General features: G+C 66.9%; 27 protein-coding genes. 15 read left to right on the top strand and 12 right to left on the bottom strand.

Annotated features, from left to right (window positions below; translation table 11 throughout):
- The first annotated feature begins 113 nt into the window (after window positions 1–113).
- Genes AB7F11_RS08155 through AB7F11_RS08115 form a run of 9 tightly spaced genes read left to right on the top strand, consistent with a single transcriptional unit; the run spans window position 114 to window position 7,639 of the window.
- Window positions 114–395, top strand: a complete 282-nt coding sequence (locus AB7F11_RS08155; protein WP_428288160.1) for a DUF2282 domain-containing protein — start codon at window positions 114–116, stop codon at window positions 393–395.
- A 26-nt stretch (window positions 396–421) separates the two neighbouring features.
- A complete protein-coding gene (locus AB7F11_RS08150; RefSeq protein ID WP_428288159.1) occupies window positions 422–1,327 on the top strand; it encodes a DUF692 domain-containing protein in 906 nt (301 codons plus the stop codon).
- The gene (locus tag AB7F11_RS08145; protein WP_428288158.1) at window positions 1,324–2,124 is read left to right on the top strand and encodes a putative DNA-binding domain-containing protein; all 801 of its coding nucleotides are present in this window, start codon (window positions 1,324–1,326) and stop codon (window positions 2,122–2,124) included. Before AB7F11_RS08150 ends, AB7F11_RS08145 begins: the two co-directional genes overlap by 4 nt.
- On the top strand, window positions 2,121–2,621 hold the full coding sequence (locus AB7F11_RS08140) for a DoxX family protein (protein WP_428288157.1): 501 nt from the start codon (window positions 2,121–2,123) through the stop codon (window positions 2,619–2,621). The genes AB7F11_RS08145 and AB7F11_RS08140 overlap by 4 nt, the downstream gene beginning before the upstream one ends.
- Window positions 2,622–2,656: 35 nt before the next feature.
- Window positions 2,657–3,874, top strand: a complete 1,218-nt coding sequence (locus AB7F11_RS08135) for an ABC transporter substrate-binding protein (RefSeq protein WP_428288156.1) — start codon at window positions 2,657–2,659, stop codon at window positions 3,872–3,874.
- Window positions 3,867–5,516, top strand: a complete 1,650-nt coding sequence (locus AB7F11_RS08130; RefSeq protein ID WP_428288155.1) for an ABC transporter permease — start codon at window positions 3,867–3,869, stop codon at window positions 5,514–5,516. The genes AB7F11_RS08135 and AB7F11_RS08130 overlap by 8 nt, the downstream gene beginning before the upstream one ends.
- Window positions 5,513–6,148 carry an ATP-binding cassette domain-containing protein gene (locus AB7F11_RS08125; RefSeq protein ID WP_428288154.1) on the top strand — a complete coding sequence of 212 codons (636 nt, stop codon included), beginning with the start codon at window positions 5,513–5,515 and terminating at the stop codon, window positions 6,146–6,148. The genes AB7F11_RS08130 and AB7F11_RS08125 overlap by 4 nt, the downstream gene beginning before the upstream one ends.
- Window positions 6,138–6,743 (top strand): CDP-alcohol phosphatidyltransferase family protein, encoded by a 606-nt coding sequence (locus AB7F11_RS08120; RefSeq protein ID WP_428288153.1) that lies wholly within the window; start codon window positions 6,138–6,140, stop codon window positions 6,741–6,743. The genes AB7F11_RS08125 and AB7F11_RS08120 overlap by 11 nt, the downstream gene beginning before the upstream one ends.
- 56 nt (window positions 6,744–6,799) lie before the next feature.
- Window positions 6,800–7,639, top strand: a complete 840-nt coding sequence (locus tag AB7F11_RS08115) for an undecaprenyl-diphosphate phosphatase (RefSeq protein WP_428288152.1) — start codon at window positions 6,800–6,802, stop codon at window positions 7,637–7,639.
- 184 nt (window positions 7,640–7,823) lie between these two features.
- Here AB7F11_RS08115 and AB7F11_RS08110 read toward each other — a convergent pair whose 3' ends face one another.
- Window positions 7,824–9,203 carry a TIGR04283 family arsenosugar biosynthesis glycosyltransferase gene (locus AB7F11_RS08110; RefSeq protein WP_428288150.1) on the bottom strand — a complete coding sequence of 460 codons (1,380 nt, stop codon included), beginning with the start codon at window positions 9,201–9,203 and terminating at the stop codon, window positions 7,824–7,826.
- Complete coding sequence (locus AB7F11_RS08105) at window positions 9,200–10,252, bottom strand: aminoglycoside phosphotransferase family protein (protein WP_428288149.1); 1,053 nt, start codon at window positions 10,250–10,252, stop codon at window positions 9,200–9,202. Before AB7F11_RS08105 ends, AB7F11_RS08110 begins: the two co-directional genes overlap by 4 nt.
- Before the next feature lie 131 nt (window positions 10,253–10,383).
- Between AB7F11_RS08105 and AB7F11_RS08100 the strand changes: the two genes are divergently transcribed.
- The gene (locus AB7F11_RS08100) at window positions 10,384–12,507 is read left to right on the top strand and encodes an FAD-dependent oxidoreductase (RefSeq protein ID WP_428288181.1); all 2,124 of its coding nucleotides are present in this window, start codon (window positions 10,384–10,386) and stop codon (window positions 12,505–12,507) included.
- A 9-nt stretch (window positions 12,508–12,516) separates the two neighbouring features.
- Here AB7F11_RS08100 and AB7F11_RS08095 read toward each other — a convergent pair whose 3' ends face one another.
- Together AB7F11_RS08095 and AB7F11_RS08090 are read right to left on the bottom strand one after the other, a co-directional pair.
- Window positions 12,517–13,125 carry a hypothetical protein gene (locus AB7F11_RS08095; protein WP_428288148.1) on the bottom strand — a complete coding sequence of 203 codons (609 nt, stop codon included), beginning with the start codon at window positions 13,123–13,125 and terminating at the stop codon, window positions 12,517–12,519.
- A gap of 44 nt (window positions 13,126–13,169) precedes the next feature.
- Window positions 13,170–13,736, bottom strand: a complete 567-nt coding sequence (locus tag AB7F11_RS08090; RefSeq protein ID WP_428288147.1) for a rhodanese-like domain-containing protein — start codon at window positions 13,734–13,736, stop codon at window positions 13,170–13,172.
- Here AB7F11_RS08090 and AB7F11_RS08085 point away from each other — a divergent pair.
- Entirely contained in the window at window positions 13,692–14,840 is a 1,149-nt protein-coding gene (locus AB7F11_RS08085; RefSeq protein ID WP_428288146.1) for an FAD-dependent oxidoreductase, read from the top strand. The two genes, AB7F11_RS08090 and AB7F11_RS08085, sit on opposite strands and share 45 nt — an antisense overlap.
- Window positions 14,841–14,895: 55 nt before the next feature.
- Window positions 14,896–15,696 carry a DUF4399 domain-containing protein gene (locus AB7F11_RS08080; protein ID WP_428288145.1) on the top strand — a complete coding sequence of 267 codons (801 nt, stop codon included), beginning with the start codon at window positions 14,896–14,898 and terminating at the stop codon, window positions 15,694–15,696.
- 4 nt (window positions 15,697–15,700) lie between these two features.
- Here AB7F11_RS08080 and AB7F11_RS08075 read toward each other — a convergent pair whose 3' ends face one another.
- From AB7F11_RS08075 to AB7F11_RS08040, 8 genes are all read right to left on the bottom strand, one after another.
- A complete protein-coding gene (locus tag AB7F11_RS08075; RefSeq protein ID WP_428288144.1) occupies window positions 15,701–16,390 on the bottom strand; it encodes a haloacid dehalogenase type II in 690 nt (229 codons plus the stop codon).
- Window positions 16,387–16,773 carry a RidA family protein gene (locus AB7F11_RS08070; protein ID WP_428288143.1) on the bottom strand — a complete coding sequence of 129 codons (387 nt, stop codon included), beginning with the start codon at window positions 16,771–16,773 and terminating at the stop codon, window positions 16,387–16,389. The genes AB7F11_RS08075 and AB7F11_RS08070 overlap by 4 nt, the downstream gene beginning before the upstream one ends.
- Before the next feature lie 17 nt (window positions 16,774–16,790).
- A complete protein-coding gene (gene selD / locus AB7F11_RS08065) occupies window positions 16,791–17,867 on the bottom strand; it encodes a selenide, water dikinase SelD (RefSeq protein ID WP_428288142.1) in 1,077 nt (358 codons plus the stop codon).
- A gap of 61 nt (window positions 17,868–17,928) precedes the next feature.
- Entirely contained in the window at window positions 17,929–18,933 is a 1,005-nt protein-coding gene (egtD, locus tag AB7F11_RS08060; RefSeq protein ID WP_428288141.1) for an L-histidine N(alpha)-methyltransferase, read from the bottom strand.
- A complete protein-coding gene (egtB, locus tag AB7F11_RS08055) occupies window positions 18,930–20,204 on the bottom strand; it encodes an ergothioneine biosynthesis protein EgtB (RefSeq protein WP_428288140.1) in 1,275 nt (424 codons plus the stop codon). Before egtB ends, egtD begins: the two co-directional genes overlap by 4 nt.
- A gap of 5 nt (window positions 20,205–20,209) precedes the next feature.
- Window positions 20,210–21,292 carry a PQQ-dependent sugar dehydrogenase gene (locus AB7F11_RS08050; RefSeq protein WP_428288180.1) on the bottom strand — a complete coding sequence of 361 codons (1,083 nt, stop codon included), beginning with the start codon at window positions 21,290–21,292 and terminating at the stop codon, window positions 20,210–20,212.
- A 123-nt stretch (window positions 21,293–21,415) separates the two neighbouring features.
- Complete coding sequence (locus tag AB7F11_RS08045) at window positions 21,416–22,000, bottom strand: NnrU family protein (RefSeq protein ID WP_428288139.1); 585 nt, start codon at window positions 21,998–22,000, stop codon at window positions 21,416–21,418.
- A 302-nt stretch (window positions 22,001–22,302) separates the two neighbouring features.
- On the bottom strand, window positions 22,303–23,019 hold the full coding sequence (locus AB7F11_RS08040; protein WP_428288138.1) for a FadR/GntR family transcriptional regulator: 717 nt from the start codon (window positions 23,017–23,019) through the stop codon (window positions 22,303–22,305).
- Window positions 23,020–23,195: 176 nt separating this feature from the next.
- Between AB7F11_RS08040 and AB7F11_RS08035 the strand changes: the two genes are divergently transcribed.
- The 3 genes from AB7F11_RS08035 to AB7F11_RS08025 are packed head-to-tail and all read left to right on the top strand — an operon-like array spanning window position 23,196 to window position 25,934.
- Window positions 23,196–24,005, top strand: a complete 810-nt coding sequence (locus AB7F11_RS08035) for an NAD-dependent epimerase/dehydratase family protein (RefSeq protein WP_428288137.1) — start codon at window positions 23,196–23,198, stop codon at window positions 24,003–24,005.
- A 2-nt stretch (window positions 24,006–24,007) separates the two neighbouring features.
- Window positions 24,008–24,910 carry an SMP-30/gluconolactonase/LRE family protein gene (locus tag AB7F11_RS08030; protein WP_428288136.1) on the top strand — a complete coding sequence of 301 codons (903 nt, stop codon included), beginning with the start codon at window positions 24,008–24,010 and terminating at the stop codon, window positions 24,908–24,910.
- A gap of 46 nt (window positions 24,911–24,956) precedes the next feature.
- Window positions 24,957–25,934 carry a TRAP transporter substrate-binding protein gene (locus tag AB7F11_RS08025; RefSeq protein WP_428288135.1) on the top strand — a complete coding sequence of 326 codons (978 nt, stop codon included), beginning with the start codon at window positions 24,957–24,959 and terminating at the stop codon, window positions 25,932–25,934.
- Window positions 25,935–25,957 lie beyond the last annotated feature (23 nt).

Genomic DNA, 25,957 nt, shown 5'->3' with positions numbered 1-25,957 from the left:
AAAGCAGCGCGACCACAGACCAACGAACAACCAGCCAGCTAGGCCAGCGACCCGCCGGACGAGCGACCTGGTTGAAATCGCTTTCCTTTGTTCAACCACCCAGGAGTTTTCCCATGAACCAACGCAATCTGATCGCCGCTGCCGCCACCTCGCTGATGTCGCTGGCCCTGCTGTCTTCTCCCGCGCTCGCCCAGAACGCCGCCAAAGAGAAATGTTTCGGTATCGCCAAGGCTGGCCAGAATGACTGCGCCAACCTGGCTGGCACGCATTCCTGCGCCGGGCAGGCCAAGGTGGACAACGACAAGGGTGAATGGAAGTATGTGGCCGCCGGCACCTGCAAGCAGATGCAGGGCATGACGATGGACGAAGCCAAGATGGGCGCCAAGAAGTCCTGATCGCACCTTCTTCAAAGGGCTTTTCCATGACCGCCACCGACCGCCACCCTGCGGCGCCCACAGGCACCTGCGAGACCGGCATCGGTTGGCGGCATCCCCACTACGCGGCGCTGCTTGAACAGCGACCGGCGCTGGACTTCATCGAAGTCCATTCCGAAAACTTCTTTGGAGCCGGTGGTGCTGCGCGCGCCATGCTGCGCATCGGGCGCGAGCACTACCCGGTCAGTCTGCACGGCGTGGGCCTGTCGCTCGGTTCGGCCCATGGGCTCGATACCGAGCATCTCGATCTGCTGGCGGCGCTGGTTCAGGATATCGAACCCGTGCGCGTGAGTGACCACGCCTGCTTCGCTCTGGGCTCCACCTCCCGTTTCGACAGGGTCCACGCCTCCGACCTGCTGCCGATCCCTTTCACCCGCGAAGCGCTGGATGCGATGTGTGCCAACGTGCAGCAGACACAGGACCGACTGCGCCGCCCGATCGCGGTGGAAAATCTCTCGGCCTACGTGCAATGGCGCGGCGCAGAGATGGACGAACCCGAATTCCTGGGTGAGCTGGCCCGGCGCACCGGCTGCCAGTTGCTCATCGACGTCAACAACATCTACGTGAACGCGCTCAATGCCGCGCATCCAGACCTCGTGACGGTTTGCGCGCAATGGCTTGACCGCATCGAGCCTCGCACGGTGGCCGAGCTTCACCTGGCGGGCCACGTGGACTGCGGCGACATCGTCATTGACGACCACGGCAGCCGGGTGGCCGATCCGGTGTGGGCGCTCTTTCGCCATGCACAGATGCGCTTCGGCGCGGTGCCCACCCTGATCGAATGGGACACGGACGTTCCCGCCCTGGACGTGTTGCTCGACGAAGCGCGATGCGCACGTGCGCACGCCGAAGACGCCCTGCAGGCCATGGCGCACAAACCTGCCATCGCATGAACACGCTGGCCACCCAACAACGGACTTTGCTCGACGCTCTCTTTGCCCCTGACCCGGCTCAGAGTGGGGGCGACTTGCGATCGCTGCTCTCACCGCTGGCCTCGAGAGGGCTGTCGGCCTATCGGTCCCATGGCCACGCGCTCGCAGAGCGCGCATTGAGGTCGGCCTACCCGGTGCTCGCCGAGTTCATCGGCGCCGAAAACTTTGCGCCGCTGGCACACAGGCTGTGGCACGAGCATCCGCCCAGGTGCGGCGACATGTCACGCTGGGGCGAGGCCCTGCCCCAGTTGCTGGACTCGCTCGATGCGATGCTCCATGAACCGTGCCTGAGCGACATTGCGCGCGTGGAGTGGGCCTTGCACCACGCCGCCAGCGCGGCCGACGCGTTCCTGGATGCCCCCAGCTTTGAACGCCTGACTCAGGAAGATCCGCAGCACCTCGGGCTTCAACTGGCGCCCGGTGCAGCCGTGATCGCGAGCCGCTGGCCCGTGGTGAGCGTGATACAGGCGCACCGCGAACACGCCCCGAGCCTGGCCGAGGCGGGCCAGCGCCTGCGCGACGGCGTGGCCGAGTGCGCGCTGGTGTGGCGCCACGACTTGCGTCCTCGCCTGTCGGCCTGCACACCTGTCGAGGCGGCATGGTACCGGGCCTTGCTGGCCGGCACCGCCTTGCCAGATGCCTTGACCTCGGTCGCCAACACGCCCTTCCAGCTCGCCGAATGGCTTGCCCACTCGGTGCAACAGGGTGTGGTGCTGGGTGTCGTCTCAGTCCCTCCCTCCACCAAGGAATCGCCATGAAATCACCCAACCTGTTGCAACGAGCCTTTGCGGTCTGGAACGGCATCACTCAGGTGCTCGACCGGGCCCGCCCAGCCGCTGCGCTGGGCGCGCGCCTCTACCTGGCGCAAGTCTTCTTCCTCGCAGGGCTGACCAAAGTCCGCGACTGGGACACCACCCTGCTGCTGTTTTCCGAGGAATACCGCGTGCCGCTCCTCTCGCCCACCCTGGCGGCCGTGGCGGGCACCGCTGGCGAACTGGTGCTGCCTGTGCTGTTGTTGCTGGGGTTGGCCGGTCGATTCGCTGCCCTGGGCCTGTCGGTGGTCAACGTCGTGGCCGTGATCAGCCTGGCCGAGATCGCGCCTGCCGCATTGCAGCAACACATCACCTGGGGCGTGCTACTGGCTGCGCTGGCGCTGTACGGGGTGGGCAAGTGGTCGCTGGACTGCGCCTGGATTCACCCAAGGCTGGCTGGCCGACTCGGCCACACACCTCGCTCGGGCATGGCCATGGAATAAGCTGGCATCCTGATGCACCTCACAGGAGACGCCCAGTGACCTCGATCACCCCGAAAATCAACCGCCGCCAGTGGCTGCTGGCCGCGAGTGCCAGCGCGCTCGCACCCGCCATGGCACAGACGAACACCGCTGCATGGACGACCGTCGAGCAGGCGGCGCGCGGCCAGACCGTGTACTGGAACGCCTGGGGTGGCGGTGCGCAGACCAACACCTACATCCAGTGGGTGGCGCAACAGGTGTCCGCACTGCATGGCGTCACGCTGCAGCATGTGAAGATCGCCGACACCGCCGACGTGGTCAAGCGCGTGCGCGCCGAAAAAGCCGCCGGACGCGGGCCCGGTCAAGGCACGGTGGACCTGGTGTGGATCAACGGCGAAAACTTTGCCGCCATGAAACGCGAAGGTCTGCTGCATGGCCCCTTCGCCGAGACACTGCCCAATTTCCGCTGGGTCGATACCGAGAACAAGCCCACCACGCTGAACGATTTCTCGGTGCCCACCGATGGCATGGAGTCTCCGTGGGGCATGGCCCAGTTCACACTCTTCGCCGATCAACAGCGCCTGCCCCGGCCACCGCAGAGCATGCAGGCTTTGCTGGCGCTGGCACGCAACCAGCCCGGGCGCATCACCTACCCGCGCCTGCCGGATTTCCATGGCACGACCTTCATCAAGCAGGCCCTGGTCGAGCTCGCCCCCGACCCACGCGCGTTGGCCCGGCCTGTCACCGACGCCGCGTTTGCCGCACAGACGGCCACCCTCTGGCCTTTCCTGGACGCGTTGCGCCCGCACCTGTGGCGCGCGGGCAAACAGTTCCCGCAGAACGCCGCCGCGGTGCGCCAGATGATGTCCGACGGAGAGCTTCTGCTGGCCATCACCTTCAACCCCAACGAAGCGGCCAATGAAATCGCCGCCCAACGACTGCCCGCCACCGTGGTGAGCTGGCAGTTCGAGAAGGGCACGATCGGCAACACGCATTTCGTGGCCATTCCCTACAATGCGCGCGCCAAGCCCGCAGCGCAGGTGGTGGCCAACTTCCTGCTCTCGCCGTCCGCGCAGGCGCGCAAGGCCGACATTGCTCACTGGGGAGATCCGACCGTGCTCGATGTTCCCCGCCTGCCTGCTGAGGAACGTGCGCGGTTCCAGGCCGGCAACCTCCCGGGCCTGGTGCTGAATCCCGCGCCCACCCTGCCCGAGCCGCATGCCTCATGGGTGGACCCGATCGAAAGGGAGTGGACGCGGCGCTACGGTGTCTGAAACCGGACCCGCCCGTCGCCTCTTGGCGGCCGCCTTGCTGGGCGGTGTGGCCGTGCCCATGTTGTGGACCGCACTTGAGGCGGTGCGCAGCGGCACGCAGTTGCAGGCCTGGCGCACGCTGCCGCAAGAGCCCGCGCTGTGGCAGGCCCTGGCCCTTACGCTGTGGACGGGCGTGGCCTCGACGCTGCTGGCCTGGTGGTGCGCGGCGACGCTGCTGGCACAGGGCTTTGTTCGCCAGCGGCTCGCACAGCTGCTGCGTGGGCTGCCGCTGATGCTGGCCACGCCCCATGCGGCGCTGGCCATCGGCCTGTTGTTCCTGCTTTCGCCCAGTGGCTGGCTGTTGCGTGCGCTCTCGCCCTGGCTCACGGGTTTCGAACATCCGCCGCCCTGGCCGACCACTCAGGACCCCTGGGGCCTGGGCCTGATCCTCGCGCTCGTGGCCAAGGAGGTGCCCTTCCTGCTCTGGACCGCTGCCACACAACTGGAGCGCGACGACGTGCGCCAGCGCTGGCGTGCCGAGCACGCGCTGGCGCAAACGCTGGGGTACACGCCTCGACGCGCATTCTGGCTGGTGCTGTGGCCCCAGTTGGCAGCGCGGTTGCGCTGGCCCTTGCTGGCGGTGCTGGCGTACAGCCTCACGGTGGTGGACATGGCACTCGTCATCGGTCCCGCCACACCCCCCACCCTGGCGGTGCTGGCCTGGCAATGGCTGCAGGACGTGGAGCCCGCCACCTATGCCCGCGGCGCCGCAGCCGGCGTGCTGCTGGCGCTGACGGTGCTGGCGTGCAGCGCATCCTGGCTGGGCGCACAGCGCGCGCACCGGTGGGTGTTGGCACACGGACGCGGACGACGTGGCGAAATACGCGACACCTCCCGCCCAGATGGCGCGTGGCTCGGACTGCTGGGCAGTCTCTATGCGGCGGTGTTGCTGGCGCTGGCGGCAGGCAGCTTCAGTGGCGTGTGGGCGTTTCCCGCGGTCTGGCCTCAGACGTGGACGCTGCAAGCCTGGACGCAGGTGGCGCAGAGCAGCACCACCCTCTGGACCACGCTGTGGCTGGCCACGCTCAGCAGCGCCCTGGCGCTGGCCTGGAGCGTCGCCTGGCTGGAACTGGCGCCGCACCGCTGGGACCAGGCGCTGCGTCCCGTGCTCTACCTGCCGCTGGTCCTGCCCACGGTGCTCTGGGTGGTGGGACTGTATGGCATGGGCCTGCGATGGCAGCTCGAAGGCAGCGCCACGGGCCTCCTGCTGGCACACATGCTCATGGTGCTGCCGTATGTGCTGCTGGCGCTCAGCCCGGCCTACCTGGGTTTCGATCCGCGCTATGCCCAGCTCCATGCCAGCCTGGGCCAGGGCGGCTGGCGTTTCCTGTGGCGCGTGAAATGGCCGCTGTTGCGGCGCTCGCTGGCGTCTGCCGCTGCCGTCGGTTTTGCGGTCAGTGTGGCGCAGTACCTGCCCACGCTGTACGTGGGAGCCGGGCGTTTTTCCAGCGTCACCACCGAAGCCGTCACCCTCGCCGCTGGCGGCCAGCGATCGCTCACCAGCGCCTATGCCGGCCTGCAGATCCTGCTGCCGGTGCTGGCCTTTGCACTCGCCGCCTGGCTGGGCCGACCGCGCCGTTTCAGGCATGCTCCGCGTTCATGACGCTGTCCGTGCACATCCAACGCCTGGCCACGCGCGATCGCACGCTGGTGGAAGACCTGCGGCTGGACGTCGCGCCGGGGCAGATCCTCACCCTCATGGGTCCCAGCGGCTGCGGCAAGAGCTCGGTGCTGGCCGCGATTGCTGGCACGCTGGACACACAGGCATTGCGCTTCCAGGGCCAGGTGACACTGGATGGGCGCGACATCGGCGCCCTGCTCACTTCGCAACGCGGGGTGGGCCTGCTGTTCCAGGACGACCTGCTCTTCGCCCACATGACCGTGGGCGAAAACCTGATGTTCGCGGTGCCCGCGGGTCCCCGGTCCGGTCGGCTTGTGCAGGTGGAACGCGCGCTGGCCGAAGCCGGCATGGCGGGCTATGGCGCTCGCGATCCAGCCACGCTGTCGGGCGGCCAGCGCGCGCGCGTGGCGCTCATGAGGGCGCTGCTGGCCAGGCCCCGCGCACTGCTGCTGGACGAACCCTTCTCCCGTCTGGACGCGGCCTTGCGCGAGCAGTTTCGCGCCTTCGTGTTCGACCACCTGCGCGGCATGCGCATCCCTGCCGTGCTGGTCACGCACGACTTGGCCGATGTGGCCGACCCCGCCCATGTGGTGGAGCTCGCCCATGTTCGATAGGACCCTGCAAGCCTGGCTCAGGCCGCCGCTGGCGCACGTGGCCCGCGTGTTGGTGCACCTGGGCATCGGTGCCGACGCCCTCACCTTCACCGGATTTGCACTGGGCATGGCCGCCGCGGTTTCGATCGCGCTCGGCCAGTTCCTCGGCGGCCTGGCACTGCTGCTGATCTCGCGCCTGATGGACGGTCTCGACGGTGCCGTGGCGCGCGCGACCACGCCCACCGACCGGGGCGGATTTCTCGACATCACGCTCGATTTCCTCTTCTACGCCGCCATTCCGCTGGCCTTCGCGCTGCACGACCCGACCACCAATGCCCTGCCCGCGGCCGTGCTGCTCACCACGTTCATCGGCACGGGCAGCAGCTTCCTGGCCTTTGCCATCGTCGCGGCCCAGCGCAAGATGACCTCGCTGGCCTTTCCCGACAAGGGCTTCTACTTCCTCGGCGGCCTCACCGAAGCAACTGAAACGCTGGTGGCGTTTGTCGCCATGTGTGTGTGGCCAGCCTGGTTTGCTCAAATCGCTTACGGCTTTGCGGCGCTGTGCGCCGTCACCACATTGCTGCGCATCGGCTGGGGCTACCGGCAGTTCCGCTGAACCTGGCGCTGTGCTCCCTATACTTCGCGCACCCTTCGCTTTCCTCTCCACCTCCCATGAGTCCTGCCACCGCCTGGCTGGAAGCCGCGTTCCTGGGCCTGATCCAGGGACTCACCGAATTCCTCCCCGTGTCCTCCAGCGCGCACCTGCGCATCATCGGCCCCTTGCTGCCCTCCGGTGGAGACCCCGGCGCCGCCTTCACCGCCATCACCCAGATTGGCACCGAGGCGGCGGTACTGCTCTATTTCCGGCACGACATCGCCCGCATTTTCCTGGCCTGGTGGGCTTCGCTCACGCAGCCCGCACGGCGGCAGGACCCCGATGCCCGCATGGGCTGGCTGATCATCATCGGCTCGGTGCCCATCGTGGTGCTGGGCCTGTTGTTCAAGGACGCGATCGAAGGATCGCTTCGCAATCTGTACATCACCGCCACCATGCTGGTCGTGTTTGCGCTCATCCTCGCCGCCGCCGACCGATACGGCCGGCGCGAGCGCACACTGAACCAGCTCACCTGGGGCCACGGCGTGCTGTTCGGACTGGCGCAGGCCATGGCGTTGATCCCTGGCGTCTCGCGCTCGGGTGGCACCATCACCGCCGGCCTGATCATGGGCTACACACGCGAAGCGGCCGCACGCTACTCCTTCCTGCTGGCGATTCCGGCGGTGATGGGATCAGGCTTCTACCAGCTGTTCCGAAGCTGGCAACACGGCAGTCCGGTGGCACCTGGCCCCACCGCCCTGGCCACGCTGATCGCTTTCGGCGTGGGCTATGGCGTGATCGTGGTCTTCCTCAAACTGGTGTCCACGCGGAGCTACATGCCCTTCGTGTACTACCGCATCGCGCTGGGCGTGCTGGTCTTTGGGCTGCTGGGCGCAGGCGTTCTGAGCGCCCATTGAAGCCCACCGCTGGTTACTGGTCGGTTCGCTGGCGCGGCCAGGCGCCCTGGCGCACGCTGTTCTGGCGCGACATGCTCACCGCGGGCAGCGCCATCAACCTTTCCACCGGCTTCGCCGCGCTGTTTCTGATTTCGCAGGGTCAGCCCATCGCCTGGGCAATCGTGGTGCACTTCGCGCCTGTGCCCTACAACGCGTTCCTGCTTCGCTCGCTCTGGCTCACACCGGGAAAACCAGGCTGGTCGATGGCGGTAGCGGGGGTGTGGTTTGCGGGGATGCTGGTGGTCTGAGACCAGCGCCCCCAGTCTTCGGGTTCGTCCACATCCCACAGCGTCGGCAACAGCTGCCACGTCGCTCCCGCCTCGCGAAGCCGATCAAGCGTTTGGTGCAGCACCTGCGGCGTGCTCCAGTCCACACGCTGGAACACCAGGGGCAAGGGTCGGCGCAGGCCGATCAACACGTAGCCGCCGTCTTCGGCCGGGATCAGCACGGCGTCGCGTGAAGCCAGTGCGTCGGCAGCGTGTTGCAGATGATCCGGTGTGAGCACCGGGCAGTCGGTGCCCAGGATGAGCAGTGGCGTAGCCGCTGCGCGCTGGAAATGCGCGTGCAGGGCCGCGGCCATGCGCTGGCCCAGGTCACCCGTGGGCTGCGGCGCGGTGCGCACGCCGTGGCGACGTGCAAGCGCGCGGAAGCAGCGGTGATGTTCATCGGGTGCGCACCACAGCGTGATCGGGCCGATGCCTGCCGCGCGGGCGGTGGCCAGCGTCTGAAAGGTGAAGCCGCGTTGCGCACGGGCCGCGCCGACGGCGCCGAGCAAAGGGATGAGTCGCGTCTTGGCCAGACCGGGCACCGGTGCCTTCGCGAGCACGGCCACCGACGCGCCCGCGCGTGGCCGGTAGCCATAGCGCTGTGCGAGCGTGTGCGGGTCGCTGCCTCGCCAGAACCTGGCACGCAACCACCACATCAGCGCCACCGTGCGCCAGAAGCCGTGTTGATCCCAGCGTCGACCCGAGGTGGTGACGCGTTCGCTCAGGCAGGCCGGCGGGCCGGCGCTTCTCAGGCGTCGGCTGAGGTCGATGTCTTCCATCAAGGGCAGGGGCGCGAAGCCGCCCAACGATTCGAAGGTGTCCCTTCGCACAAACAGGGCCTGGTCGCCGGTGGCGATGCCGGTGGTGCGCGAGCGCACGTTCATGAGCGTGGCCACCAGTGGCAACAGGGGGTGGCGGCCCTCAATGCGCACATCGAATCGCCCCCAGCGATGGCCGCTCTCCAGGGCCCTGGCCACGAGGCGATCGGCATCGGACGGCAGGCGTGTATCGGCGTGCAGGAAGAGCAGCACCTCGCCGCGCGCAGCGCAGGCCCCGGCATTGAGTTGCGAGGCGCGGCCGCGCGGCGCTGTCCCCGCGTGGTCGGCGACCGCCTTGGCGATGGCGAGCGTGTCGTCCTCGCTGCCGCCGTCCACCACCACCAGCTCGGCACCGCGTTGGCGCAGCGGCGCCAGCGCCACCAGGCGTGCGGCCAGCGTGGACGCCTCGTTGAGCACGGGCACGACGATGGACAGCTTCATGAGGGCAACAGCTGTTCGAGCGTGGCCAACTCTTCGCGCACCCACGACACCACCGAGAGGCTGAGGTAGTGGTCGACACGATCGCGCACATGGGCCACCAGAGCGGCATCGCTGTGCTCGCTCGACCAGTCCTCGCCGTGGGGCCGCGCGCTGGCGGCCGCGCCCGAGGTCGCCCGCCACTTGGCACACCAGGAAAGCGACCACAACCACATGGCGCGGCGCAGGTGCAGGTGCCAGGCCAGCGCGCCCTCGGCTGCCGGGCCGGCGGCCTGGGTCCAGGTGGCGTAGAAAACGCTCACCTGCGCGGGGGTGAGCTCGGCTCGGGTGTCCACGTCCCAGGTGGTGGAGGTGTAGAGCGTGGCGTGCGCAAGGTCCAGGCCCGGGTAGGCGAAGCGGCATTTCTCCAGATCGACCAGCATGGCCCGCCCGTCGGTCTGAACGATGAAGTTGCCGGGATGGGCATCGAAGGCGATCAGGCACTGTGGCGGCCGTTCGGGTGAGGTCAGCAGTTGCTGCACGTTGTGCCACTCGCTGTCGATGGCCCGAGCCACGCGAGGCGGCACCTTGGCAGCGGGCAGGTGCGCCATCTGCCCGGCAATCTCGTCGCACAGGTGCCGAAGCGGGTCGGCCGGGCTCAGCAGCGGGGCGCGCTCTTCTGGCAGGGGAACGGCGTGCAGGGTGGCCAGCGCGGTGGCCATGGCCGACAGGTCGGCAGGCAGGTGCGCGGGGCGGCCCGCAATCTCCTGCACCAGCAGCGCACCGCGCGGCAGGTGTGTCGAGGGCATCAGCCAGCCCAGCAAGGCAGGGGTGTGGCCGCTCGCGGCCGCTCGCTCGAAGCATGCGCGCTGGTAGACCAGGTTGTCGAGCGCACCCAGGTCCATCTGACTCTGTTTGGGGATGCGGGCGAGCAGCCCACTGCCCACCAGGCGCACATGGTCGTGTGCCAGGCCCTTGTCTCGCAGGGGCTCCAGCGGCAAACCGGCAGCGGGATGCCCCGCAGCCTGCAGGGCCATGCGCAGGCGGTGGTCGATTCGATCAGCGTCTCTCAAGCCACTGGCCCTCGTGAGAGTGGCACCGGGGCAAAGGTGTAAGAATGGCCCGGGCCACCCGACCGATCTGCAACCCTTCCCATGGAACCGTCGTGAACATTCGAAGAATCCTGCTGCTCGTGGTGGTGGTGATGGGCATCGCGGCCTTTTTTGCTTTCGATCTGGACCGCTTCCTGAGCCTGGAACAGCTCAAGCAGAGCCAGGCCGCTTTCGCCGAGCTGCACGCCCGATCACCGATCCAGGTGGCGCTGGCCTATTTTGCCGTCTACGTGGTAGCCACGGCGCTCTCCGTGCCAGGGGCCGCCATCATCACCCTGGCCGGGGGCGCCATCTTCGGCCTGTTCTGGGGCACGGTGCTGGTTTCGTTCGCCTCCAGCCTGGGTGCGACATTGGCCTTTATGGTCTCGCGCTTCGTGCTGCGCGACGGCATCGAGGCGCGCTTCGGCCAGCGCCTGGCCGAGATCAACAAAGGCATCGAGAAGGACGGTGCCTTCTACCTCTTCACCCTGCGGCTCATTCCCGTGGTGCCGTTTTTCGTGATCAACCTGGTGATGGGCCTGACCCAGATGAAGGCGCGCACCTTCTACTGGGTAAGCCAGCTTGGCATGCTTGCCGGTACGGTGGTCTACGTGAATGCCGGCACCCAGTTGGCCCGGCTCGATTCGCTGCAGGGCATTCTCAGCCCGGCGCTGCTGGGCTCGTTCGTGCTGCTGGGCCTGTTCCCGCTCATGGCGCGCAAGATCGTCGACGCGGTGCGCCGGCGCCAGGTCTACGCTCGCTGGAAAGGCCAGCGGCCGCGCACCTTCGACCGCAACCTGATCGTGATCGGCGCGGGCGCGGGCGGCCTGGTCTCGGCCTACATCGCCGCCGTGGTCAAGGCCAAAGTGACGCTGATCGAGGCGCACAAAATGGGCGGCGACTGTCTGAACTACGGCTGCGTGCCGAGCAAGGCGCTGATCCGCAGCGCGAAGCTGGCGCACCAGATGCGCCACGGCGAGCGCTACGGCCTGGCGGCGACCGAACCGGCGTTCCGCTTCAAGTCGGTGATGCAGCGCATCCAGGACGTGATTCGCGCGATCGAACCGCACGACAGCGTGGAGCGCTACACCGGTCTGGGCGTGGAGGTGCTGCAGGGTTACGCGACACTCACCAACCCCTGGACGGTGGAGATTGCGCTGCCTGGCGGTGGCACCCAGACGCTGACGGCGCGCAGCATCGTGCTGGCCACCGGCGCGCAGCCTTTCGTGCCACCCTTGCCCGGACTGGCCGACAGCGGCTATGTGACCAGCGACACGTTGTGGGAGCGCTTCGGCGAACTCGAAGAGCCTCCCGGTCGCCTGGTGGTGCTGGGGGGTGGGCCGATCGGCTGCGAGCTCGCGCAGGCCTTTGCCCGACTGGGCTCACACGTGACACTGGTGGAGATGGCGCCCAGGCTCATGATGCGCGAAGACGAGGAAGTGAGCGAACTCGCGCGTCAGGCGCTGGCGGCCGACGGCGTGGACGTGCGCACCAGCCACAAGGCGCTGCGCTGCGAGCGCCAGGGGAACGAGAAGGTGCTGGTGGTGGAGCGCGCCGGTGTGGAGCAGCGCATCCCCTTCGACGAACTGGTCTGCGCCGTGGGCCGCAGCGCGCGCCTGAGCGGGTACGGCCTGGAAGCGCTGGGCATTCCCACGAACAAGACTGTGGAGACCAACGAGTACCTGCAGACGCTCTACCCCAACATCTACGCCGCTGGCGACGTCGCCGGGCCCTACCAGTTCACGCATGTGGCGGCACATCAGGCCTGGTATGCAGCGGTCAATGCGCTGTTCGGCGAATTCCGCAAGTTCAAGGCCGACTACCGGGTGATCCCCTGGGCCACTTTCATCGACCCCGAAGTGGCGCGCGTGGGCCTGAACGAACAGGAGGCCAGGGAGAAGGGCATCGCGGTGGAGGTGACGAGGTACGGCATCGACGACCTGGACCGGGCCATCGCCGACAGCGAGGCCCACGGCTTCGTGAAGGTGCTCACCGTGCCCGGCAAGGACACCATCCTGGGTGTGACCATCGTCGGCACGCACGCCGGCGATCTGCTGGCCGAATACGTGCTGGCGATGAAGCACGGCCTGGGGCTCAACCAGATCCTGGGCACCATCCACACCTACCCCACGCTGGCCGAGGCCAACAAATACGCCGCTGGCGAGTGGAAGCGCGCCCATGCGCCTGAAGGACTGTTGCGCTGGGTGAAGAAGTACCACGACTGGAAGCGCGGCTGACAACCCCGTTCAGGGCTGGATTTCGACCAAGGTGACGGTGTCGCCAAATTTGTTGGTCCCTTGAGTGCCCTCCAGCTTCAGCAGCACCCCCCAGTCGCGATCGAAGTAAGCCGTTGAGATGGAATCTCCAGAATTTCCACCTATCGTCCAGATGCCAGCGAACTTCACCACAGCCACCTTCCGGCTTTCGAGTGCGGTTGCTCCACCTCGCCGGACATTGACGGACAGCATCTCATTCCCCTCCCATTGCAACTTGCCCTTCTGGAAGCTGGTTCCGGCTGTGAACGTGTGCCACACCGGCGCCTTGCCTTCCTCCAGGTCGCAACTCATGCGTGTTGTCCAGAAACATGGCCTGGAGGTTTTGGCACCGGAGTCTCGCAGGCTGGCGATGCGGCACTTCTCGCCCTCACCGATTTGAGCGAAGTCCTTTTCCCAGTAGGTCTGCCTGACGTTGCCGAACATGTTGAAGCGATCCCAATGCAGCACCATGCCGGACAAGGCCGGGTTCATGGCATTGGCACACAACCGGACAGGCTCCTGGGCGAAGACGGCCATGGAGGAAAACGTCAACAGCCCCAGTGCTGCGCGGGACGCAAAGGAAAAGCACGGGATTTTCATGAAGACCTCCTGAAGCAGGTTGCGGACGTGCCTGGACTCTACTGTCATCGCACCGAATAGGCGGAATATCCCTCTGGGTAGTGAAAAACGTGCTTGAAGCCGAGCCAAGCCATCATGCGCAAGACCTGTGCGCTGCGCCCGCCACATTCACAATAGACAAGGTAGGTCACTTCCTTGTCCAGCGACAAAAGACCATCTGCAAAGCCGGACGAGAAGTAGTCCAGGTGCAGCGTCCTTTTCGCCTGTATGTGACCGCGTTCGTGCTCGCGTCGGCTCCTGACATCCAGGAAAACGACATGGCCATCCAATGCCATCTGCTCGACATCAAACAGGTCCTTGATGGCCGGCCCGGTCAGTTCACCCGGGCTCGCGCACGCCATCGCTGGTCGAGAGGGTGTCCAGGTCCCACAGGCGTTCAACATCACGGCCGCGCTTGCGCACGCCCAGATGCCCGGAAACCATCGCCAACGGAACAAAGCCTTCCCCCCGAAGACAAAGGCGAGCAGTCCCGCCTCCTCGCGAGTATTTGGCCGACACTTCACTTTTGTCCATTCGTTTCTCCACCCATGCACCACGGCATCAAGAAACTCCTGCTGCTCGGCGCTGGCCATGCCCATGTGCAAGTGCTGGCTCGCCTGGCCCAGGGTCGCCCCGGCAATCTGGACGTGACCGTGCTCACGCCCTACCCGCACCAGACCTACAGCGGCATGACGCCGGGCTTCGTGGCCGGCCACTACAGCGAAGCGGACTGCCGCATCGCGCTGGAGCCGCTGATGCAAGCGGCGGGCGCGCGCTGGGTCCAGGGACGCTGCAATGGGATTGACGCCGCGGCGCGCACGGTTTCGGTACTGTCCAGCGGCGCCACGCCGGGCAAGCCCGCCACACTGCCGTACGACCTGCTTTCGATCGACACGGGCGCCGTGCTCGACCGCGCCCGGCTGGAGGCCGACATGCCGGGCGCGGCCACGCACGCCCTTGCGGTGCGTCCGATCGAGGCATTCACCACTTTGTGGCCGCAGGTCATGGAACTGGCACAACGAGAGGCCGTGTCACTGGCCGTGGTGGGCGCAGGCGCGGGCGGCATCGAACTGATGTTTGCCGCCGAACAGGCGATCCGCCAGAACGGGCAGCGTGGCGCGCGCTTCACCCTGGTCACGGGCGGCCCTGAAGTGGCGGCGGGTTATTCGCCCGGCGTGCAAAGGCGCGTGTTGCGCCAGCTCAAGCGGCGCGGCATCACCGTGCTGCGCGAAGCCTGCACCGGCGTGAGCGAAGGCGAACTGCACCTGGGCAACGGCGCGCGCCTGGCATGCGACGTGCCTCTGTTGGCCATCGGAACGCACGCACCGGTCTGGTTGCAGGGCAGCGGGCTGGCGCTGTCCGAGGCAGGTCACTTGCAGGTGAACGAATACCAGCAGAGCACCAGTCACGCCAATGTGTTTGCAGCGGGCGACGTGGCGAACCGCATCGACCAGACTCATCCCCGAAGCGGCGTGTACGCGGTGCGGGCTGGCCCGCCGCTGGCACACAACCTGCTCGCCTCGCACGAAGGCCAGCCGCTCAAGGCCCACCATCCGCCAAGGCATTCCCTCAACCTGCTGTCCTGCGGCACAGGCCACGCCATCGCCAGCTACGGCCCATGGCACCTCGAAGGTGCGTGGGCCTGGTGGTGGAAAGACCGGATCGACCAAGGGTTCATGGCGCGTTACCGGCGGTAACGGCGCCTGGGGTAGGCTCTGGGTAGACTTGGTCCAGCCATTTTGCCGTCACACCATGCAACACCATTCCTACGTTCGCTTCCTGGCTCCGATCCTCCTGGCCACCGTGGTCAGTGCCGCCACGGCCCAGGCACCCGGGGCCCCGGACAAGCCCCACCCCTGGCAAACGCCACCCCCGCGCCTGACGGCAGAAGCCTATTTCACCAACCTCAAGGACGGCGACCAGATCGAGACGCCGTTCCTGCTCAAGTTCGGCCTCTCCGGTGGCTGGGGCCTGGCGCCCATTGCCCAGCCGGGCCGCGCCCGCAGCGGCCATCACCACCTGCTGGTCAACCGCGAACTGCCGCTGAACTTCAAGGAAGCCCTGCCGTTCAACGAGCAGTACATCCACTTCGGCAAAGGCCAGATGGAGACGGTGCTCACGCTGGCGCCAGGCACCTATACGCTGCGCATGCTGCTGGCCGACCAGAAGCACCTGCCACATTTCGTCTACAGCAAGCCGGCCACCATCACGGTCACAAAGAAGAACTCCGTCGATCCCGCGAGCCTGTCGGTCAAGGGGCTGAGCCTCGGTCTGGACGGTCCCGTCGTCAAGGCACCGTTCCGTGTGCAGTTCCACGCCTCGGCGCTCAACGTGGCCCACCAGGCACAAAAGATCCCCGACACCGGGCACTTTCGTCTGACGGCCACGCCGGCCACGGGCACGCCAACCGTGATCGACTTTCCCGAGGGCCAGACCGAAGTCTGGCTCGCGCCCCCGGCGGGCAGCTACAACCTGCGGCTGGAAATGGTGGACAACCTTGATGCCTCCAGGCGCATGGGCAGCCCGACCAGCGCCAGCGTGCGCGTGGAATGAGGAATCAACAGCCCAGTTGATCGGCCAGGTCCATGAAGTCGCGCGCGTGCAGTGTGTTGGCCGGGTCGGGTGACACGTCTTTGGGCCGGTCGGCACCGAACTCCAGCGGACGCTCCACATAAGCAGTCGAGAGCCCGCAAGCGCGTGCGGCGGCCAGATCGTCCTGGTGTGCGGCCACCAGCATCACCTGCGCAGGCGGCACGCGAAACACGTCGGCCACCCCGAGGTAGGTGCGGCGATCGGGCTTGTAGGCGCGAAACACCTCGGCCGAAAGCACGCAATCCCACGGCAGGCCAGCACGCTTGGCCATGTTCGTCAGCAAGCCGAGATTGCCGTTGGACAAGGTGCAAAGCGTGTGCCGCGCTTTCAGCCGAGCGAGCCCGGGCACTGTGTCGGGCCAGGGGTCAAGCCGTTGCCAGACATGGTTGAGATGCTCCCGCTCGGACTCACTCAGGTTCCCCAGGCCGAAGCGCGGCAGCAGTTCGTCCAGGATCATGCGGTGGAGATCGTCGATGCGCGTCCAGCCGAGTTCACCCGATCGCACGCGCTGCATGGCCGGCTGGTAGCCGGCCCGCCAGGCCAGCGCCAGGGCATCGCCGTCGACCTGCGGGTACAGGGCGCGCACCTCCCGCGAGATGCTGCCATGCCAGTCCACCACGGTCCCGAAAACGTCGAAGGCGAGAATCGGCGTCATTGCTGCATCTTGATCGCCGTGACCTCGATCTCGATCTTCATGCGCGCATCGAGCAGGCCGGCGGAGATCATCATGGCGGCGGGCCGGGCTCGTGCCAGGTGCTTGCGCATCACGGGCCAGCAGCTTTCGAACTGGGATGCGTCCGGCACCACGTAGGTGACACGGACCACGTCGTCCAGGCTGGCGCCGGCCTGTTGCAGTGCGGACTGGATGTTCTGGAAACACTGCTCGGTCTGCTGGACGATGTCGTCGGAGATCGTCATGGTGGCGTAGTCGTAGCCGGTGGTGCCGGCCACGAACACCCAGTCGCCTGCGACCACGGCGCGCGAGTAGCCAAGCTGTTCTTCGAAGGGAGAGCCCGAGCTGATGCGTTGACGGTTCATGGTGATTCCATTGGAGTTCATTCCACTTGCAGGCGCACGCCATCGTCGCTTGCGGCCACGATCTCGCCCACGTCAGCGGCCTCGACAAAGCCGTGGCGCTCGAACACGGCGAGCACCTCGGCCACGGACTCGGGCGCACAGGCCACCAGCAGCCCGCCACTGGTCTGCGGGTCGGAGAGCAGCGCCTGATCGACGGGCTGCAAGGCACCGCTCAGGCGCACCTCGTGGCCGTAGGCGGACCAGTTGCGGCCAGATGCGCCGGTCACCATGCCGGCGGCGGCAAGGTGGCGCACGCCGTCGATCAGGGGCACACGTGCCATGTCGAGCCGCACGGCGGCGTTCGATCCACGCGCCATTTCAAGCGCATGGCCTGCCAGGCCGAAACCGGTGACGTCGGTGAGCGCGTGAACGCCTTCGAGCGCGGCGAGGTCGGGGCCGGGGGTGTTGAGCTGGGTGGTGGTCGCGATCATTCGCGCGTAGCCTTCAGGCGGCAGTGCCTCCTTCTTGAGCGCCGCCGAGAGCACGCCCACGCCCAGCGGTTTGCCCAGGATCAGGCGGTCGCCGACCTGGGCATCGGCATTGCGCTTGACGCGCGCAGGGTGCACGAGCCCGAGCGCCACCAGCCCGTAGATCGGCTCGACCGAGTCGATGGTGTGGCCGCCCGCGATGGGAATTCCCGCCTCGCGGCACGCGCGTTGTCCACCCGCCAGGATTTTGCCGATGGTGTCGGTGGAGAGCACGTTGATCGGCATGCCCACCAGGGCGAGCGCCATGATGGGCGTGCCACCCATGGCGTACACGTCGCTGATGGCGTTGGTGGCGGCGATGCGGCCGAAGTCGAAAGGGTCGTCGACGATGGGCATGAAGAAATCGGTGGTGGCGATCAGCGCCTGCCGGTCGTTGAGGCGGTACACAGCCGCGTCGTCGGCGGTCTCGATGCCGACCAGCAGCTCGGGCGGCACCGGCATGGCGCTGGTGCCCTTGAGGATGTCGCTCAGCACGCCCGGTGCAATCTTGCAACCGCAACCTCCGCCGTGCGAGAGACTGGTGAGACGGGGTTCCTGGCGGGCAGATGAAGGAAGCGCTGCATTCATGGTCGGCATCAAAGGAGTGGCGCGTGACGGGGTGCGCCGGATGCCCATTGTGCGACAGCCCTCAGGCCGCCGCCCAGAACACGCTGAACCAGGCGCGGTCGTCGGTCCAGTGCCGCGCCTTGTCGAAGCCAGCTTCCTGCAACAACCCCTGGAAGTCGTGTGGCTCCCATTTGTAGGAGTTCTCGGTGTGCAGTCGCTCTCCAGCCGCAAAGTGGCGCTCGCCGCCGGGCCAGCGCACCGTCTGAGGCCCCAGGGCCTGCAGGTGCATCTCGATGCGCGAGAGTTCAGCGTTGAACAGTCCCACGTGCTGCCACGCGGCGGGCGAGAAGTCGGACCCGAGCAGGCGGTTGACGTGCAGCAGCAGATTGCGGTTGAACGCGGCGGTGACGCCCAGCGCGTCGTCGTAGGCGGGTTCGAGCACTTCGCGCGGCTTGACGCGGTCCACGCCGATCAGCAGGCCTCCGCCGGGGCCACCCGCCGCGCACATCTCCCGCGCCTGGCACAGCAAGGCGAGGGCTTCGTCGGGTGTGAAATTGCCAATGCTCGAACCCGGGTAGAACACGCAGCGGGGCTGGTCGGCCAGCGCGCGATCGTGGAGCCACTGGCTGGCGGCGGCGCCCAGCGCAAAGCGCTGCGAAAAGTCCATGCCCAGGCCGAGCATGGGCAGATCGGGGTGACGCTGCTGCAAGACAGCCAGCGTGTCGCGCAGGTAGTCCACCGAGATGTCCACCGGCACATACGCAGAGGGCTGCAACACCGGAAAGAGGCGCGCCGCCTTCGCGCAACTTCCAGCACCCAGGTCGATCATCACCGCGCCCGCAGGCACCTGGCGGGCCATATCGGCCCCGTGGCGCTCGAGAATCGCCGCCTCGGTGCGCGTGGGGTAGTACTCCGGCAGTTCGGTGATGGCATCGAACAGGCGCGAACCCAACGCGTCGTAGAGGAACTTGGGCGCCATGCGTGGCGGTGTCTCGCGCAGGCCGGCGAGCAGTTCGGCTCGCACCGCGCTGGCGGCGGGCAGTTCATGCTGGACGAATCGGGGGGTCGGCGCGGTTTGCTGTTTCACAGGCTTCTTGCCAGACGGAGCCCGCTGAACTGCCAGCGCGCATCGGTGGGGAAAAAATTGCGGTAGCTCGCGCGGATGTGCGAGGCTGGCGTGGCGCAGGAGCCGCCGCGCAACACGTACTGGTTCACCATGAACTTGCCGTTGTATTCGCCCACCGCGCCCTCGGCGGGCTGGTAGCCGGGATAGGCGCCGTAATGGCTGGAGGTCCATTCCCACACGTCGCCGAACATCTGCAGCAGGCCGCCGGAAGCGTTGCGCGCGGGCAGCGGGTGCAGCGCGTTGCCGTCCTGCAGGTTGCCCAGCACGGGCAAGGAAGCGGCCGCCGCCTCCCATTCGACCTCGGTGGGCAGGCGCGCACCGGACCAGCGGGCAAAGGCATCGGCCTCGAAATAGCTGATGTGCGTCACCGGCGTGTGGGGGTCCAGTGGCATCTCGCCGTGCAGGGTGAACACCGTCGGCAGGGCGCTGCCTTCGAGCGGCAAGGTCCAGTACAAGGGCGCCCGGATGCCTTGCGAGCGCACCCAGTCCCAGCCAGCCGCCAGCCACCAGCGCGGCGCCTGGTAGCCACCGTCCAGCACAAAGTCGAGCCATTCGCCATGCGTCACCAGGCGGTTCATCAACGCGTGGGGTTCCAGCCACTGGCGGTGTCGCGGGTTCTCGTTGTCGAACGAGAATCCACGCCCGTCGTGGCCCACCTCGACCAGCCCGCCATCGAACTCGATCCAGGCCGAGGCCACATGGGCCACCGGTGTCAGGGGCCAGGGCCGGTGGTAGGTCGGGCGCAACGGGTTGACGGACAACAGGTGCTTGACGTCGGTGAGCAGCAGTTCCTGGTGCTGCTGCTCGTGCTGCAGGCCGAGTCCGATGAGCCGAAGTGCGGACTGGGGAGCGCCGTCGGCCATCAGGCGCGCGATGCGCTCGTCCACCTGATCGCGCCAGCGCCACACCTCGGCGAGGTCGGGCCGGGTGATCAGGCCTCGCTGCGGACGGGCAAACGGTTCTCCGACGCCCTGGTAGTAGCTGTTGAAGAGGTCACGAAACGCCGGATTGAAAGGCTGGAAACCGGGTTCAAAAGGCTCCAGCACGAAGGTCTCGAAGAACCAGGTGACGTGGGCCAGGTGCCACTTCACCGGGCTTGCGTCGGGCATGGACTGGGCCTGGCAGTCTTCGGCCGACAGCGGGGCCGACAGCGCTCGGCTGCGCGCCCTCACGTCGGCGTAATGCGCGGCCAGGGGGTGCGGCGCGAGTAGCGGAGAGGCGTTGGCTTGCATGGGCGTCAGGCTCCGGGTCGAAGTCGCAGCAACTGGCCATTGCTGTCGTCGGTCAGAAGGTAAATGAAGCCTTCAGGGCCTTCGCGCACGTCGCGCACGCGCTGACCCAGTCCGGGCAGCAGCTTCTCTTCACGCACCACGCGATCGCCGTCGAGCACCAGGCGCACGAGGTAACGGAACTTGAGCGACCCCACCAGCAGGTTGCCCTGCCAGTCTCTGCCATAGCGCTCGCTCTTCACGAAAGCCATGCCCGAGGGCGCAATGGACGGTTTCCAGTACAGCAGGGGTTGTTCGAGTCCGACCTTGCTGGTGAGGCCTTCGCCGATCTGGCCACCGCCATAGTTCTCGCCGTAAGTGATCACGGGCCAGCCGTAGTTCTTGCCGGCTTGAGTGATGTTGATTTCATCGCCACCTTGCGGGCCGTGCTCGATGGTCCACAGACGCCCGTCGGCGCCGAGTGTGGCCGCCTGCACATTGCGATGACCGATGCTCCAGATCTCGGGCCGCGCGCCTGCCCGCCCGATGTAAGGGTTGTCGCCCGGCGCGCTGCCATCGGGCCGCACGCGCACCACCTTGCCGTGGTGGTTGTCCAGCGTCTGCGCATCGGCCATGCGCTGGAAGCGGTCGCCCAGGGCCAGGAAGAGGTTGCCGTCTTCGGTCTGCGCGATGCGGCAGCCGAAATGCAGCCGGCTGCTGTACTTCGGCTGCTGGCTGAAGACCACCTTCACGTCCTCCAGCGACCTGGCATCGGCCGAGAGGCGGGCAGACGCCAGCGCGGTGGAATTGCCCTGACCCGGCGCGCCAGGCTCGGCGTAGCAAAAATGCACGGTGCGGTTGCGAGCGAAGTCGCGATCGGTCACCAGGTCAAGCAGGCCACCCTGCCCCACCGCATCCACCTTGGGCACTCCCTTGACGGGCTCACCCACGCGACCGTCGGCGCCGACCACACGCATGCGGCCCGGCCGCTCGGTCACCAACATGCGACCTTCGCCGATGAAAGCCACGGCCCATGGGTTTTGCAAGCCTTGGGCGACGACCTCGGCGGTGATGGAGGGCGACTGCGCATGCAGGGTGGGGGCAAACAGCATGCCCGCCATGACGGAGAGCAACAGAAGCGGTTGGACGATGAGACGGGTCATGGTGTGCAAGGCATGGCGGGAATGTGGGCAGCATCCAGTTGGTGCGCAGGCGCCGCGGAGGGTTCCCCAGGCTCAGCCCAGAGGCCGCACGCCGAACATCCACGCGTGAACCCAGAACGCCAGCGCTGCGTAGATCGCCAGGCCCGCCACCAACGCCATGGCGTCGTTGGCCGCGCTGCCCGGCAAGGCCGGTGCGTTGCGCAGGAGCCCGGCTGCCGCGCGGCGCTTGACGGAGATGCGATCTGCCACGGCCCACGCCAGGAAACCCCCGAACAGCAGCACATCGGCCAGCGTGCCGTTGGCCAGCAGGTGGGCGGTGGCCCACAGCTTGACCGCGAGCAGCATGGGGTGCCTGGTCGCCCGCTGGATGCGCCCCGGCAGGTAGGCCGCCAGCAACAGGACAAACACCGGGACCATGAGAAGCAGCGCCGCGTGGCGCAAACCCGTGGGCGGTGTGTAGATCACCACCGGCGCCTGGCGCGCCAGCCCGTAACCCCACACCATGAGCACCAGGCCCACGAAAGACAGCAGCGAATACAGGCCCTTGAAGCCCCCTTCACCCAGGCGACCCGCCAACGCGTGGCGCCCCTGCGGCGAGACGATGGACACCGAGTGGACGCCCAGAAACAGCACCAGGCCAACGACCAACCACACCATGAGAGCCCCTTGTCGCAGTCGCCGCGCCGGACCGCCCGGCGCCTCTTCGGCGAGAGGGCACTGTAGCGCCGATGGCGCAACGCTGCGAGCCCAGGGTCAAGCGATCACTTGGGTACCTCCGCCCTTCGGGCTGCGGTGCGAGCTTGCTTGGGAGCGGCCCGGCGCAACGCTCACTTGGGTACCTTCGCCCTTCGGGCTGCGGTGCGAGCTTGCTTGGGAGCGGCCCGGCGCAACGCTCACTTGGGTACCTTCGCCCTTCGGGCTGCGGTGCGAGCTTGCTTGGGAGCGGCCCGGCGCAACGCTCAAATCGTGTCGGGCTGGGCGCGGCGCAGGCGTTCGCGGCTGTTGGAGAGGTGCAGGCGCATTGCCTTGCGCGCGGCCTCGGCGTCGCGCAGGCGGATAGCCTGGTAGATGTGCTGGTGCTCGGTGTGCACGCGCTGCAGGTAGGCCAGCCGGCCTTCGGGCGCACTGCTCGCGGTATTGAGCCGGGTGCGCGGGATGATCATGGTGCCCAGGTAGGTCATGAGGTCGGCGAAATGGCGGTTGCCGGTGGCCCGCGCCACTTCCATGTGGAACTGGAAGTCGGAGGGCACGGCGTCGGAAGACTCGGCTATCGACGCTTCAAAGGCCGCAAGCGCGGCGGCCATGTTCTGCAGGTGGGCTTCATCGCGCCGCTGCGCGGCCAGGCTGGCCGCCTCGCTTTCCAGGCTGATGCGCAATTCGAGCAGCGAGATGACGTCGGCCACAGTGGCGAAGTCTTCCGGGGCGACTCGGAAGTTGCTCTGCTCGGGCGGCGCCATCACGAAAGTGCCGACGCCATGGCGCGTTTCCACCAGCCCCGAGGCCTGCAGGCGCGAGATCGCCTCACGCACCACCGTGCGACTGACCTCGAAGCGCCCCATCAGTTCGGATTCGGTGGGCAGCTTGTCGCCGGTCTGCAACCGGCCCTCGCGCATGTCGGCGGCCAGCGTGTCGACGATTTCGGGCACCAGGCCTCGCTGGCGTCGGGGTCGTGGCATGGCCTCGGGTTCTAGGGTTTTCACTGAGAGCATGGTTTTTTCCTTGACACGCCATTCTCGCGTTCACACAATCCGCCGACGTTGTCTGACAACCGACAACAGACAACAAGGATGAGGAACTGTAACAAAGCCCTCGCCAAAGTCCAAGCCCTTTGCCGCCCCTCCAGCACCCGCCCATGGAAACCACGCACAAGACTCATCACCGCCTGCTGCTCACCGGCGCCGCTGGCGGACTGGGCACGGCTCTGCGCGAACGCCTCAAGGCCAACTGCGAAGTGCTGCGGCTCTCCGACAGGACGGGTCTGGGCGCGGCGCAGCCACGCGAGGAGATCGTGCTGGCCGACCTGTCCAACGCCGACGAAGTGGACACGATGGTGCGGGACGTGGACGCCATCGTGCACATGGGCGGTATTTCCGTGGAGGCGCCCTTTGCCGCCATCCTGCAGGCCAACATCTTGGGCGCCTACCACCTGTATGACGCTGCTCGGCGGCATGGCGTCAGGCGCATCGTGTTCGCCAGCTCCAACCACGTGACCGGTTTCTACAAGCAGAGCGAGACCATCCACGCCGATCACCCACCCCGCCCCGACGGCTTCTACGGCCTGAGCAAGGCCTTTGGCGAAGACCTGGCGCGGCTGTACTTCGACCGCTATGGCATCGAGACCGCGTGCGTGCGCATCGGTTCTTCGTTTCCGGAACCCAGGGATCGCCGCATGCTCGCCACCTGGCTGAGCTTTGACGACCTGCACCGCCTCATCACGGCCTGTCTGAGTACCCCCGTGCTCGGACACAGCATCGTCTTCGGCATGTCCAACAACGCCGTGACCTGGTGGGACAACAGCCGCGCGCGCCACATCGGCTTTGTGCCGCGCGACAGTTCGGACGTGTTCCGCGAGGCGGTCTACGCTCGAACCCAGGCGCCGGACCTGAGCGACCCGGCGGCCATCTACCAGGGTGGCGCCTTCGTCAAGGCCGGCCCCTTCTGACCATGAACACACCGGCCGAGTTGCTCATCGACGCACGCAACGGCGTGGGCGAAAGTCCGGTGTGGGACGCACAACGGCAGTGCCTGTTCTGGGTAGACATTCCGGGCAGAACGCTGTGGTGCTGGAACGCGCGCACTGGCCAGTCACGCCAATGGCCCACGCCGAAGATGACCGGCTGCATCGCCTTGGCCAGCGGCAGCGAGGCCACGCCACATGGACGCTGGATCGCGGCCATGGAGACCGGTGTGGCCGAGCTCACGCCACACGAAGACGGCACGCTGGACCACGAGCCGCTGGCCCGCGTGCAGCACCCGCAGCCCGGCATGCGCTTCAACGACGGCCGCTGCGACCGCCAGGGCCGACTGCGCGCCGGCACCATGGTCGCGGACATGTCGATGGCCGCACCGGTGGGCAGCGTCTATGCCTTCGAAAACCACACCTTGCGCTCGTTGCAAAGCGGCCTCATCACACCCAACGGCATGGCGTTCAGTCCCGACGGGCGCACGATGTACCTGTCGGACTCGCATCCCAAGGTGCAGACCATCTGGGTTTTCGACTACGACACCGACACCGGCACCCCGCATCGGCAGCGCGTGTTCGCCGACATGAACCCGCTGCCCGGGCGGCCCGACGGCGCCGCTGTGGACGAAGAAGGCGGCTACTGGATCTGCGCCAACGACGCCGGCCTGGTGCACCGCTTCACGCCCGCTGGCCAGCTCGACCGATCGCTCGCGGTGCCGGTGAAGAAGCCCGCGATGTGTGCCTTCGGTGGCAGCGGATTCGACACCTTGTTCGTCACATCCATCCGGCCCGGCGGCGATCTGTCCGACCAGCCCCTGGCCGGTGGCGTGTTTGCATTGCGTCCCGGCGTGAGGGGCCTGGACGAGCCGAAGTGCTTCGTGTGAAGCAGACCGGCGTATTCACCTCGACACATCAACCAACGGAGACACCATGAAAACGCATCGCCGACTGATTCTGAGCCTGGCCATGGCCGGCCTGCTGCCTTTGAGCACCCACGCACAGAACCTGGTGCTCAAGGCTCACGACACGCACCCCGCGGGCTACCCCACCGTCGCGGCCGTGGAAAGCATGGGAAAGAAGCTGGAGGCCGCAACCAGCGGTCGAATCAAGCTGCAGATGTTCCCGGGCGCCGTGCTCGGCGAGGAAAAGGAGGCCGTGGAGCAGACGCAGCTGGGAGCGATCCAGATCGCGCGCATTTCGCTGGGCGTGATCGGGCCCATCGTGCCGGAGGTGAATGTCTTCAATATGCCCTTCGTGTTTCGGGACGTCGCCCACATGCGCAAGGTGATCGACGGCGACGTTGGCGCCGATCTGCTGGACAAGGTCACCAAAAGCTCATCGCGGCTGGTGGCACTGGGCTGGATGGACGGCGGCTCTCGCAGCCTCTACACCAAGAAGCCGGTGCGAAGCCCGGCCGATCTCAAGGGTCAGAAGATCCGGATGATGGGCAACCCCTTGTTCGTGGACACGATGAACGCGATGGGCGGCAACGGCATTTCCATGGCCTATGGCGAAGTGTTCACCTCGCTTCAGACCGGTGTGATCGACGGCGCGGAAAACAACCCGCCCAGCTACTTCACCGCCAACCACTACACCACGCCGGCCAAGTACTACGCGCAAACGAACCACCTGATCATTCCGGAAATCTTCGTGATGTCCAAGGTCACCTGGGACAAGCTCACGCCCGCCGACCAGGCGCTGGTGAAGAAGTTCGCCCGCGAAGCGCAACTGGAGCAACGGGTGTTGTGGGACAAGAGCGTGGAGGACTACAGCGCCAGGCTCAAGGCTGCCGGGGTGGAATTCATCACCGTCGACCAGAAGCCCTTCTATGACGCCACCGCCCCGGTGCGCGCGAAATACGGCGCGCAACTGGCCGACCTCATGAAGCGCATCGACGCCGTCAAATGAACCGGCACTGACGGCAAATCACC

This window comes from Hydrogenophaga sp., assembly GCF_050250835.1.
Classification (GTDB): domain Bacteria; phylum Pseudomonadota; class Gammaproteobacteria; order Burkholderiales; family Burkholderiaceae_C; genus Hydrogenophaga.
The sequence above is the reverse complement of the archived record's forward strand: the minus strand, read 5'-3'. Positions and strand labels throughout refer to the sequence as shown.

Bases quoted from the DNA above. Each gene is read 5' to 3' on its own strand.
- AB7F11_RS08095 (WP_428288148.1), bottom strand. From the start codon at position 13,125: ATGAAAATCCCGTGCTTTTCCTTTGCGTCCCGCGCAGCACTGGGGCTG.
- AB7F11_RS08090 (WP_428288147.1), bottom strand. From the start codon at position 13,736: ATGGCCAGCGCCGAGCAGCAGGAGTTTCTTGATGCCGTGGTGCATGGG.
- AB7F11_RS08050 (WP_428288180.1), bottom strand. From the start codon at position 21,292: ATGCTGTTTGCCCCCACCCTGCATGCGCAGTCGCCCTCCATCACCGCC.
- AB7F11_RS08155 (WP_428288160.1), top strand. From the start codon at position 114: ATGAACCAACGCAATCTGATCGCCGCTGCCGCCACCTCGCTGATGTCG.
- AB7F11_RS08035 (WP_428288137.1), top strand. From the start codon at position 23,196: ATGGAAACCACGCACAAGACTCATCACCGCCTGCTGCTCACCGGCGCC.
- AB7F11_RS08070 (WP_428288143.1), bottom strand. From the start codon at position 16,773: ATGAACCGTCAACGCATCAGCTCGGGCTCTCCCTTCGAAGAACAGCTT.
- AB7F11_RS08140 (WP_428288157.1), top strand. From the start codon at position 2,121: ATGAAATCACCCAACCTGTTGCAACGAGCCTTTGCGGTCTGGAACGGC.
- AB7F11_RS08030 (WP_428288136.1), top strand. From the start codon at position 24,008: ATGAACACACCGGCCGAGTTGCTCATCGACGCACGCAACGGCGTGGGC.
- AB7F11_RS08100 (WP_428288181.1), top strand. From the start codon at position 10,384: ATGGGCATCGCGGCCTTTTTTGCTTTCGATCTGGACCGCTTCCTGAGC.
- AB7F11_RS08120 (WP_428288153.1), top strand. From the start codon at position 6,138: ATGTTCGATAGGACCCTGCAAGCCTGGCTCAGGCCGCCGCTGGCGCAC.
- AB7F11_RS08040 (WP_428288138.1), bottom strand. From the start codon at position 23,019: ATGCCACGACCCCGACGCCAGCGAGGCCTGGTGCCCGAAATCGTCGAC.
- AB7F11_RS08150 (WP_428288159.1), top strand. From the start codon at position 422: ATGACCGCCACCGACCGCCACCCTGCGGCGCCCACAGGCACCTGCGAG.
- selD (WP_428288142.1), bottom strand. From the start codon at position 17,867: ATGAATGCAGCGCTTCCTTCATCTGCCCGCCAGGAACCCCGTCTCACC.
- AB7F11_RS08145 (WP_428288158.1), top strand. From the start codon at position 1,324: ATGAACACGCTGGCCACCCAACAACGGACTTTGCTCGACGCTCTCTTT.
- AB7F11_RS08115 (WP_428288152.1), top strand. From the start codon at position 6,800: ATGAGTCCTGCCACCGCCTGGCTGGAAGCCGCGTTCCTGGGCCTGATC.
- AB7F11_RS08080 (WP_428288145.1), top strand. From the start codon at position 14,896: ATGCAACACCATTCCTACGTTCGCTTCCTGGCTCCGATCCTCCTGGCC.
- AB7F11_RS08045 (WP_428288139.1), bottom strand. From the start codon at position 22,000: ATGGTGTGGTTGGTCGTTGGCCTGGTGCTGTTTCTGGGCGTCCACTCG.
- AB7F11_RS08085 (WP_428288146.1), top strand. From the start codon at position 13,692: ATGCACCACGGCATCAAGAAACTCCTGCTGCTCGGCGCTGGCCATGCC.
- egtB (WP_428288140.1), bottom strand. From the start codon at position 20,204: ATGCAAGCCAACGCCTCTCCGCTACTCGCGCCGCACCCCCTGGCCGCG.
- AB7F11_RS08075 (WP_428288144.1), bottom strand. From the start codon at position 16,390: ATGACGCCGATTCTCGCCTTCGACGTTTTCGGGACCGTGGTGGACTGG.
- AB7F11_RS08110 (WP_428288150.1), bottom strand. From the start codon at position 9,203: ATGAAGCTGTCCATCGTCGTGCCCGTGCTCAACGAGGCGTCCACGCTG.
- AB7F11_RS08025 (WP_428288135.1), top strand. From the start codon at position 24,957: ATGAAAACGCATCGCCGACTGATTCTGAGCCTGGCCATGGCCGGCCTG.
- AB7F11_RS08125 (WP_428288154.1), top strand. From the start codon at position 5,513: ATGACGCTGTCCGTGCACATCCAACGCCTGGCCACGCGCGATCGCACG.